Raw genomic sequence first — 8,859 nt, 5'->3', positions numbered from 1 at the left:
ATGCTGCTGCTTTCATACTATCAAATTTGAGTTTACAAATCATTTTACAGATGACAAAATTACACATAAACCACCATCTCCGAATGTGCTATTTTCGTAAAAGGATGTACTATTTTTCGATTTCAGGCATTATATTTCTAAAAGGAGAAATCTCTTCAAAAACTCTCCCTGAAAATCCAAATAAATGCCTACATTTGTTCCTAAATAAATATGCTATGGAAAAGAAAAAAGACGGATTCCCCAATGAAAAAGCCATTGTCATTCCTCAGGAGAATCTTTTGAGAATCAAGGAAAACCCCATGACACGCCTGCTACACCCCACAGATGTAGGCTACTATCCCCATGCCGAAGGTCATTACCGGGAACGTAAGGAAGGAAGTCCGCAACACATTCTGATTTACTGCCACGAGGGTGAAGGCTGGTACAATATCGGGAAAGGAAGATGTGCGGTAAAAAAGAATGATTTCTTCATCATCGAAGCTGGTACACCGCACGTATATGCTGCTTCTACCAGCCATCCATGGAGCATTTACTGGATTCATTTCACGGGCGAACAAAGCCACTTGTTTTCCGAACTGTTCAACCGGACCATCTACATCGATGATTCGCCTACAGCCCGTTTCAATGACCGCATTCAGTTGTTCAATGAAATTTTAGTAAACCTTGAAATGGGATACAGCATCGAGAACTTAGAGTATATCACACTCTGCCTGTGGTACTTGCTCGGTTCTTTCCGATACATTCCTCAGTTCCGCGAAATCAATAAGCCCAAGACACAAGATACTATCCAAAAAGTCATCAACTACATGAAGGCCAATCTGGACAAACAACTGACACTAGAAAACATGGCCGAAAGTGTAAACTACTCACCGACTTATCTGAGTACGCTCTTTACACAAAAATCTGGCATGTCTCCCATCAACTATTTCAATCAGCTGAAAATTCAGAAGGCATGCCAGCTCTTGGACTTTACCGACAAGAAGGCAAAAGAAATTGCCTTTGAACTTGCCTTTAATGACCCGTATTATTTCTCAAAAGTATTTACCAAATACATGCATATGTCACCTAAAGAGTATCGGATAAAAAAGAAGGGATAGAATCACACATCTCCAGAAGCTGCTTCCCAACCTGGTGGTTCATGTCCAGACGAGCTACTTCAGACAGGAACTTGCGAGCCTGTTCTTTGTCACCCAGTCCGAGATAACCCATACCCATCACCAGGTTGCAGTGAATCTGGTTACGTACGTTCAGGTCGTCATCCCAAATCAGCAGGTCGGGAAGTGATACAGCGAAGTAGTCAATCTTCACCTTGTCAAACAAATGCTTTTCACCATGTTTGATCAAGCGGTTAAAGCGACTGCGTGCCTTGTCTTCTTCGCCCAGCTTACGCCATGCCAGTCCCTGATAGAAAATCTTGTCAGGCTGCTGATCGTTATAGAAGAAGGCAATGGCCGGTTCAGCAGAACCCTTGGTAGCTTTTGTGAAGTATTCCTTAGCCAATGCTTCTTCGCCGAGTCCCTCGTAAGCACATCCCATCCAATAGTGGATGTCGTTTTCTTCGGCCATGGAAAGCTTGCCTTCACCCAAATTATCCGGATATTTTTCTGTTTCCTTCAACAAGCGGACTGCATCGGCAAAGCGGCCTTCACGAATGGCAATCTTAGCCAGTTCTACACGGCAGAGCAAATACTGACTGGTGACTTTTCCTTCACCACCTTCCCACGGATGGAACTTACGGGAATTAATCAAATCGTATGCTTTCTGGTATTCACCCAACTGATTATAAAGTGTAATGCGTTCGATACACAAGTCGTCACGCTGTTCTACCACGTCGGCGTGTGCTTCCAGGAAGTCCAAGCGCTGGCGGTGCGGATAGCGAAGTTTCTTGTAAAGCTGGTCAAGTTCCATCAGGATACGTGCATCGGTAGTATCCAAATTATAAGCTTTTTCCAGTGTAGCCAATGCTTTCTGCGGATTATGCTGTTTGTTGTAATAAGCCAGTGACAGGTTACGCAACACCGTAGGATAAGTGTCATCAATAGATGCCGATTTTTCCCAGCAAGCAACGGCCTCATCATAGACGCGAGCTGCATAGTGAAAGTTACCCAAGTAATAAGGTGCCTTGGCTCCCTCCGGATTGAGCGACATCGCATCGTTCAGCATCAGCACTTCTTCCAGCTTGTTCGGGAAGCAGTAGTCCGGACACATGGTTTCTGCTTTCTGGTAAAGGATCAAAGCCTCATCCTTCTTGCCCATCTTGGAAGCGAAATAACCCAAGGCATAATATACCATCGGATAAGTAGCTTCATTTTCTTCCGTCACAAAAGACAACAGCTGAACAGCTTCTTCATACATACCTGCCGATGCATAGTCGATGGCATATTCCAGATAGCTATGTACGGCACCGCGCATCAAGGCTTTCATTTCAGCCTTTACAGTTGCGGCTGCTTCTTCATTTCCCTGCAATATATGAATCAGATAAGATTCGAAACGGCATCCCATATTGAACTTATCCATCGCCAAAGAGTCATTGATAAGTGCCTCAGCCTTCACAAAGTCACCAGTCTTGCGCAGGAAGGAAACCTTCAGCTGACGTCCCTTGTGATTCAGCCAGTTGCGATACAAGGAGCGGTCAATATGGTCAAGACCATTTGCATAGTCTTCACGCATCATGTCTATCTGTGCCAGGCCCATGTAGCCAGCGTCCTGCCATGCGGCATTCCAGGTAGCCTTGAAAAAGGCATCGTATGCACCGTCTATGTCGCCTTGCATTTTCTTGCTCCAGCCTAAATTGTAGTAAGGTTCTCCGTCGTACGGATTCGGATTACGCTCAGTTTGTGTCTTGATGGCACGGTCGAAATATTTCTGTGCTTCCGCAAAGCGTCCGCGGCGCATAAGGAGCAACCCTACGGCATTGTTACAACGAATATCGCTTTCATCACGGCTCAGGGCTTCCATATAATAGTCCATCGGCAAGTAAGTAGCATGACGATACTGTTCCAAATGATGACCCGTCAGGAAAAGCTGCTCCATGCTGGCAATCTTCTTCGGATCGAGTGCTGCCTTAGCCGGTTCCGGAATCGGTCTGATTTCGGGTTTGGCAGCCTGGTAACTTACCAGCACCTTGCCTTTTTCATCAAGCACAGTCAGTTTTAAATCCTCCATCTTCTGTGTATCGCATACCACAGTTTCTGTATAAGAATTTTCTGGAGAAACAGCCGTCAACGCATCCAGATAAATCTTTCCATTTACCGTATTGGTCAACATAACACGTACTTCACGATGAGCCGCAGTAGTATAAAGAATTACCTTCATATGTCCGTCTTGCATCGGCTGCAAATTAATCAATGCATCACGAGTAGCGTTCTTCACCATACCTACCTTCTGATAAGGCATAAAGTACTGAACCCATGATTTTTCTTCGTAAGGCTGCAACCAGGTAAAGTCCGGCTGGTTATCGCAGTACATACCGGTCATCAGTTCAATGTATGGTCCGTCTTCATCCGTCAGGTTGCGGTCCCAAGCCTGTCCGAAATCACCGTTACCCCAGGTCCATTGTTTCTTACCGGCATTTACATGATGGTCAGCTACGTGCAACAAACCGGCTTCAATATGTTCTTCGTACCCCCCCACAAAATCAAACTTTGAGTTGATGGCCATGTAAGAAGTCGGCACCGGAATGTTTTTGTAGCGTGAAATATCTACTCCGGCAGAATAATCTACTTTATAATATTCACCTGTGGCTATAGGGAAACTGGATACGGCACGTTTACCATGGTCGAACACGGCATTCACATCGGGCGGGAATACGGAATAATAGTCTTTGTTCACCACTACCGCCGGATTAGCCCACCACAAGAAAGTCTGTGGGAACGGAGTGCGGTTGTACACTTTTGCCTTGATTTCGATGTAAGCCTTTCCCGGATAGAGGGTAAAGCCTGCCATACCTTTGGTACGGAACATACGTTCTACCTCACTGCACCAGATGGTCTTGCTTCCATCAGGAAATTCTTCAATCATGCAGTCAGTAGGAAGATATGTGCTAGGGCGATGGTGCTGCGGCCAGTTGAACTCGATACCACCTGAAACCCACGGTCCGGTCAGTCCCACCAAAGCCGGCTTAATAACCTGGTTATAATATACGAAATGACGCTTCTTCACTTTATCGTATGCCATCTGAATACGTCCTCCCAATTCAGGAAGAATCATCAGCTTGATGTATTCGTTTTCAATAAAGAAAGCTCTCCAGGGGCGGTCATGCTTTTCATCTTCAATCTTTTCAATTACCGGGTAAGGATATACCGAACCGGAACTTCCCTGATACACGCGCTTTTCAAGAAAAATCGGATTTTTTTCTTCTTTACCAATGCCGTATGTAGGCAACATCACGATTTCTTCCCAAGCCCTTACTTCGGAAGTGTTTACCGTGCTTTGAATCAAATATTCTGTTATTTTTTCCATGATAAGTTAGATTGTTTTTTCAATGTTTTTCTGTTATTTTTCTGATACAAAATTCGGTAAAACCGTGTACCCGAAAAATGGAATAAAAAGCGGAAAAGATGTATTATTCTTCCATGTGCTTACTTAATCAATTCTTTTTCCAGTTCCTCCAGCGACTTGCCTTTGGTTTCCGGAATACGGCGCCATACAAACAGGAAACCGCAGAAACAGATAACAGCGTAAAGCAGGAAGGTACCGCCAGTGCCCAGTCCGGAATTCAGGAAAGGGAATGTGTAGGTAAGCAGGAAGGAAGCAATCCACAACGCAGCCGTACATACTGCCATGGCTACCCCACGCACCTTATTGGGGAATATTTCAGAAAGCAACACCCAGGTGACAGGACCTAACGACATGGCATAGAATCCGATGGCCAATACCACAAACACAATCATGATGAAGCCTTTGAACTCAAAGAAATAACTTAATCCCAACAAGGTATAGATGCCTGCGAGTCCGATGGAACCGACCAGCATCAACGTCTTTCTTCCCAGGCGGTCGACGGTATAGATGGCCACAAACGTAAAGACTAAATTAGCAATACCTGTCACGACAATGTTCATCAGCACGTCTGAAATGCCATAGCCTGCTGCCTGAAAGATTTCCTGTGCATAATTGAAGATGACATTGGTACCGCTCCACTGCTGGAACATGGCTACCACAATACCGATAATCAGTACGTTCCGCATTTTAGAAGAGAAGAGCAATGACAATACACCTTTTTCAGCATGCGAATCTGCACCTGCACGGGTATAATTTTCAATTTCACTGTCTGCATACGCTGCTCCCCCTATGGAACACAGCACTTTTCTTGCTTTCTCCATCTGCTTCATGCTGGCCAGCCAACGCGGACTTTCTGGAATAAACAGGGCCAGCAAGAAAAAGAGTCCCGAAGGAACACATACGGCCCAGAACATCCAGCGCCATCCGGTCTGTCCGTTCCATGAGTTCAGGATGTCGATCGCCGTGGCACCTTCCGGCACAGGTTCTGCAATCAGCATATTTACAATCTGTGCGCCAAGAATTCCCAATACGATGGTCAGCTGGTTCAATGTGACGAGTTTACCACGAATCTGGGTAGGTGCCACTTCTGCAATGTACATCGGAGAAAGGTCGGCTGCCAGTCCGATGGCCATACCTCCTACAAGACGAGCGATGATAAAGGCAGGAATAGCCGTAGCAGCTCCTGTAGCCCACGAAGAAGCAAAAAAGATAAAGGCAGATAATACCAGGAGCTTCTTGCGCCCGTAACGGTCGGCCAGGAAACCCGCCATAGTAGCTCCTAACAGACATCCTAACAGAGCAATACTCATGGTCAATGCCTGCATACCCTCATTGCCGGCAATATGGAAATATTCTTCATAGAAAGGTTTGGCACCTCCGATCACTACCCAGTCGTACCCGAAGAGGAGTCCTCCCATGGCAGACACCAGACAAATAAAATAGATAAACAATTGATGATTTTTCATGGTTATACGGTTAAATTATATAGACATCCTTTATTGATTTATCTCAGACATGGTTACAAAATAACAAAAAACAAACAGGGCAGGAAATGGAATATTTACCGGATAAGATGTAAAAAACTACGAAAAGACAGACTCTACCGATAAAGTGGGAAACGAAAGGCCAGTCTGCAAGGAAAAAGCAACTATGTTTTCCCAGTACTCCCCTGGAAGTACTGAAGTACTGCAAAGGAAGTACTACAGTACTTTCAAAGAAGTACTGCAATCCTCCTTAGAAAGTACTGCGAACCGCCAATCCATTATCTATCAGTCTCATCCCACAAAAAACACATAGCCCGTTCCTTTTTTGCTGAAGGAACGGGCTACAGTTTCCCGAAGAATATAACCAACTTAATCGTCAATATCAATTACGCGCATCTGGCTGTCAAAGGTAATTTCCCATCGGTTAGAGAGTTTCACTTCGTATTCATTACGTTTGCGCTCTATCTGAATGATGGAAGCGTCAGGGTAATTATTCTTCACATACGTGCGGATGGCCGAAGGAATAATCTGGGCAGGTACTCCAGAAGACTTGCATTTCACTTCTGTCCACTCACCTGACTTATCAAATTCTATTTTCTCCCCGTTTGTGAAAATCACATCGTATGATTTGCTGAACAAATCGCTGTCCTGTTTTGCCAGAGCTACCTTATGTCCCTTAAAATAAGTAGTGATGAAAGTCTGCGCCTTAGTAGGCAACTGCCCTACCTGAATCGGTTTTTCGTTATCTGCCATCGCCACAGTTGACACTGTAAACACACACACCAGTAAAAAAACTAACTTTTTCATAATGTTCTATTTTTATAAGATGAATACTTTAATGATTTATTTGTACTGCAAAAATGGGATGCAATTCTGAAAAGAATCTGAAGATTTCCCCTTTTTCGACAAAAAAATCAAGAAACAATAGAAAAAATATGCTGCCCGTCTTCAAAAGTATATGAAAGTGTGAGATGATAAGCCTTACAGATGGAGTCAACCAAAGCTAGTCCAAGTCCTGTAGAACCCTCGGCTTTTCCTTCTTTATAGAAACGTTCAAAAATACGGTTCTTATCCAATGAAGCATCTCCGGTATTGCTGATACAGAAAGAGGAATCCGTAAAGGACAGAGAAATCACTCCACCTTCCGTCACGTGTACAAAGGCATTTTTCAGCAGATTCGTCAGCAGGACGATAGCCAGCGACTCGCTCATTTCCAAACGGAAACATTCTTCTACGTGCACTTCTACTTGCACATGACGATAGGCATATACCTCCTTGTAATCATCCAGATACTGTAAAAGCAGCTCATTCAGGCACAAAGATTTTACGTCCGTAAACTGACGGTTCTCTATCTTGCACAGAAGTAACAGTGACTTGTTCAGGCGTGTCAGATTTTCAAGTGTCCGATGGGTCTTCATCAACTCGGAGAGTTGTTTCTCGGTCAATGTTTCATCTTCCATCAGCATTTCCAGGCGGTTGCGGCAAATAGCCAGCGGTGTCTGCATCTCGTGTGAAGCATTCCCGATAAATAGTTTCTGTTGCTCATAGAGTTGCTCACTGCGTTCTGAAAATATATTAGCCGCCTCGTTCAGTTTCCGGAATTCTACAATCCGAAGCGATTCATCGAGCGCCTTCTTTTTCGTACCTAAGCGATAATCTTCCAACCATTTCAGTAAAGTGTAAAGTGGCCGCATATTGCGATGGAATATCCAGGCATTAACCGCTAAAATCATCAGGAACAGCAACACATAAAGAAAGACAATCCACCCTAAAACGGCCCGCTGAAGGTCAAATTTCTCAATGGTAGGAGTATAGACCACCAGCTCCATGTATCCCCCGTCTTCCTTCTGGAAAATGGTCATTAATATTCTGGCAGGCTCTGTCTCTCCCTTTTCCGTAATATACACCATCTCATCACGATAGGATATATTAGGATAAGAAGCTGCATATTCGGGGGTTACTTCATACAAAAAGTACTGGTTGTTCGAACCGTTGCTCGTATCAGGCATCTGCTCTCCCGACAGAGAACGAATGATTAAGGACTCGGCATAATCGCTCAAGGAGTCGTCCACTTCGTCATTTACCTCTTCCATAATGGCCAGATAAAACAATACTGCCCAACACGTCAGTATGACCACCAGAATTGCGGACATACGCCACATGACCAGATGAAACAATTTCATTCTTCTACCAGTTTATAACCTATACCATACACAGCTTTCAACTCAACCGTAGCACCGGCTTCTTTCAGGTGTTTGCGCAGATTCTTGATTTGTGCATAGATAAAGTCAAAATTATCTACCTGATCAATATGGTCTCCCCATACTGATTCAGCCAGTGTCGTTTTATTTACTAATCTTCCGGGACGCAACATAAAATACAGCAGAATATCGTATTCTTTCCGGTTCAGGTCCAATTCCTTTCCTCCTACCACTACCTTGAAATGGTCTGGTATGATTTCTACATTGCCATAGCTTACTTTCTTCTCTCCCTCCCGTTGGTTACGGCGGAACAGACTCTTCAACCGTGCATGAAGCTCTGCCAAATGATAAGGTTTAGGAAGATAGTCATCCGCTCCCAAATCCAATCCTTTCACCTTATCCTCCAAAGAATCCTTGGCCGACAAAATAATGACATTAGTCCGTTTTCCCAACGCATGCAACTCTTCCAGCAAATCAAGTCCGGAACCATCTGGCAACATTATATCCAGCAATATGCAATCGTAGTCGTAATCTTCTATTTTACGGAGTGCCGTTTTATAATCGGGTGCCTGCGACACAATATAACGTTCTTTCTCCAACGAACGGGTGGTAATTTCCCGCAAGTCTGCATCATCTTCAACGATTAATATTTTCATGGCATATAGTTTTAAAAA

The 8,859-nt window shown here is 44.2% G+C and carries 6 protein-coding genes; 1 reads left to right on the top strand and 5 read right to left on the bottom strand.

Annotated elements, in window-relative coordinates:
* The first annotated feature begins 215 nt into the window (after positions 1 to 215).
* Entirely contained in the window at positions 216 to 1,097 is an 882-nt protein-coding gene (locus tag ACMJ0U_RS05520) for an AraC family transcriptional regulator (RefSeq protein WP_417128708.1), read from the top strand.
* Here ACMJ0U_RS05520 and ACMJ0U_RS05515 read toward each other — a convergent pair.
* The 5 genes from ACMJ0U_RS05515 to ACMJ0U_RS05495 all read right to left on the bottom strand — a co-directional run bounded on the left by ACMJ0U_RS05515 (position 1,066) and on the right by ACMJ0U_RS05495 (position 8,841).
* Entirely contained in the window at positions 1,066 to 4,461 is a 3,396-nt protein-coding gene (locus ACMJ0U_RS05515) for a DUF5107 domain-containing protein (RefSeq protein WP_417128707.1), read from the bottom strand. The two genes, ACMJ0U_RS05520 and ACMJ0U_RS05515, sit on opposite strands and share 32 nt — an antisense overlap.
* Positions 4,462 to 4,580: 119 nt before the next feature.
* The gene (locus ACMJ0U_RS05510; protein ID WP_417128706.1) at positions 4,581 to 5,966 is read right to left on the bottom strand and encodes a sugar porter family MFS transporter; all 1,386 of its coding nucleotides are present in this window, start codon (positions 5,964 to 5,966) and stop codon (positions 4,581 to 4,583) included.
* Positions 5,967 to 6,353: 387 nt separating this feature from the next.
* Entirely contained in the window at positions 6,354 to 6,791 is a 438-nt protein-coding gene (locus ACMJ0U_RS05505) for a PepSY-like domain-containing protein (RefSeq protein ID WP_417128705.1), read from the bottom strand.
* Positions 6,792 to 6,898: 107 nt separating this feature from the next.
* On the bottom strand, positions 6,899 to 8,167 hold the full coding sequence (locus ACMJ0U_RS05500) for a sensor histidine kinase (RefSeq protein WP_417128703.1): 1,269 nt from the start codon (positions 8,165 to 8,167) through the stop codon (positions 6,899 to 6,901).
* Positions 8,164 to 8,841 (bottom strand): response regulator transcription factor, encoded by a 678-nt coding sequence (locus tag ACMJ0U_RS05495; protein WP_417128702.1) that lies wholly within the window; start codon positions 8,839 to 8,841, stop codon positions 8,164 to 8,166. The genes ACMJ0U_RS05500 and ACMJ0U_RS05495 overlap by 4 nt, the downstream gene beginning before the upstream one ends.
* Positions 8,842 to 8,859 lie beyond the last annotated feature (18 nt).

It is taken from the genome of Phocaeicola sp. (assembly GCF_048170425.1).
GTDB lineage: Bacteria > Bacteroidota > Bacteroidia > Bacteroidales > Bacteroidaceae > Phocaeicola.
This window is presented reverse-complemented; position numbering and strand designations above follow the sequence as displayed.

What these genes read in the sequence shown, in the direction of transcription:
- ACMJ0U_RS05520 (WP_417128708.1), top strand. Translation starts at nt 216, where the DNA reads ATGGAAAAGAAAAAAGACGGATTCCCCAATGAAAAAGCCATTGTCATT.
- ACMJ0U_RS05515 (WP_417128707.1), bottom strand. Translation starts at nt 4,461, where the DNA reads ATGGAAAAAATAACAGAATATTTGATTCAAAGCACGGTAAACACTTCC.
- ACMJ0U_RS05510 (WP_417128706.1), bottom strand. Translation starts at nt 5,966, where the DNA reads ATGAAAAATCATCAATTGTTTATCTATTTTATTTGTCTGGTGTCTGCC.
- ACMJ0U_RS05505 (WP_417128705.1), bottom strand. Translation starts at nt 6,791, where the DNA reads ATGAAAAAGTTAGTTTTTTTACTGGTGTGTGTGTTTACAGTGTCAACT.
- ACMJ0U_RS05500 (WP_417128703.1), bottom strand. Translation starts at nt 8,167, where the DNA reads ATGAAATTGTTTCATCTGGTCATGTGGCGTATGTCCGCAATTCTGGTG.
- ACMJ0U_RS05495 (WP_417128702.1), bottom strand. Translation starts at nt 8,841, where the DNA reads ATGAAAATATTAATCGTTGAAGATGATGCAGACTTGCGGGAAATTACC.